2 protein-coding genes are annotated in these 1,219 nt (G+C 34.6%); both read right to left on the bottom strand.

Annotated features, from left to right (window positions below; translation table 11 throughout):
- Nucleotides 1–56: 56 nt before the first annotated feature.
- Nucleotides 57–755, bottom strand: coding sequence for a hypothetical protein (locus ACFQZW_RS11280; RefSeq protein WP_298287782.1), 699 nt, complete (start codon nucleotides 753–755; stop codon nucleotides 57–59).
- 5 nt (nucleotides 756–760) lie between these two features.
- Nucleotides 761–1,219: T9SS type A sorting domain-containing protein (locus tag ACFQZW_RS11275; protein ID WP_386783088.1), on the bottom strand; the 459-nt coding region annotated here is incomplete at its 5' end.

Raw genomic sequence — 1,219 nt, 5'->3', positions numbered from 1 at the left:
ATAAAAAAAGCTTCCAAATTAGAAGCTTTTTTTATAGGTTGTCAAATTATATTTATTTAATCCGTTTTAAAATTCCAAACTTGACCCTTGGTTTCTCCTCCTTTTCCATCTTTTACAACCACATACCAATAATAATTGGTGGAGGCATTTACAGCAACATTTAAGGTGGTTGTAGCTTGATTATTGCCTTCCATTACCATTGGAGGATTGGAAGTTCCAAAATAAACATCATATGTTAATGTGTCATTAGTATCCACATCACTTGCAGTCCATTCTAAAGAAGCAGTTGTTGTTTGTACTACCGTATTTAAAGCAGGTTTTACAAGTTCAGGAGAAAATGGCAAGTGATTTACGACACCTTCTCCATAAGTATAAAACTTATAGGTTGTGGAATAACTACTTGATGCATTTTTACTGTCTGTAGCTTTGACTCTCCAATAATAAGCAATATCTTCTACCAAAGGAACTGTTTGTGTTACACTTGCTGCTGTAAAGGTTTGTTTGTCTTCTGTAAAAGCACTATTTCTAGCCACTTCTATTTGATAAGTAATTGCATCTCCTTCTTGATCTGTTGAAGCATTCCATTTACATTCAACCGGGTTTTCTATGCACAATAAATTATTAGTTGGGTAAACTAATGTTGGTACAGTTGGTGCTTTATTGGTTGGTGTTGGATCTGGCGGATTATCTCCACCACCGCCTCCACAAGACCATAAAATACTACTTACTATTGTGAGATATAAATACTTTTTCATTATGGTTACTGTTTTATAATTTTTAGGGTTAAAGTTTCATCTAAATAAACTTTAGCAAGGTACAACCCTGTAGGTTTATTTTCAAGGTTTACTTGGATTTTTCCATACATTACAGGATAGTTTTTAGAGGAAATTAATTGACCTTCAATAGAGTATAATTCAACCAACACTTCCTTTTCAGTTGTTGGTAAAGCGATTGTTGTCCATTCATTGGTTGGATTTGGATACGCAGTAATTGTTGAAAACAACTCTATTTGTTTTGAAAACACCCCTTCACAAGCGATATCGGTTTTTACTTCCAATAAATCTCCTGGTGTTACAGCTACCTCAAATGATGGAGCATAGGTATGCAATACTGTTTTTCCATTGACTAGTACTTGGTAAGGCGCTGTTCCTTGTTCTATTGCTACATATGCTTTATTAGACACCACTTTAGCAGAAGCTTTTGCTGAAGTTCCAGCATC

The sequence above is a fragment of the Lutibacter aestuarii genome (assembly GCF_042676885.1).
Classification (GTDB): domain Bacteria; phylum Bacteroidota; class Bacteroidia; order Flavobacteriales; family Flavobacteriaceae; genus Lutibacter; species Lutibacter aestuarii.
The sequence above is the reverse complement of the archived record's forward strand: the minus strand, read 5'-3'. Positions and strand labels throughout refer to the sequence as shown.

Excerpts from the sequence above, each read along its gene's own strand:
- ACFQZW_RS11280 (WP_298287782.1), bottom strand. The coding sequence starts at position 755 with ATGAAAAAGTATTTATATCTCACAATAGTAAGTAGTATTTTATGGTCT.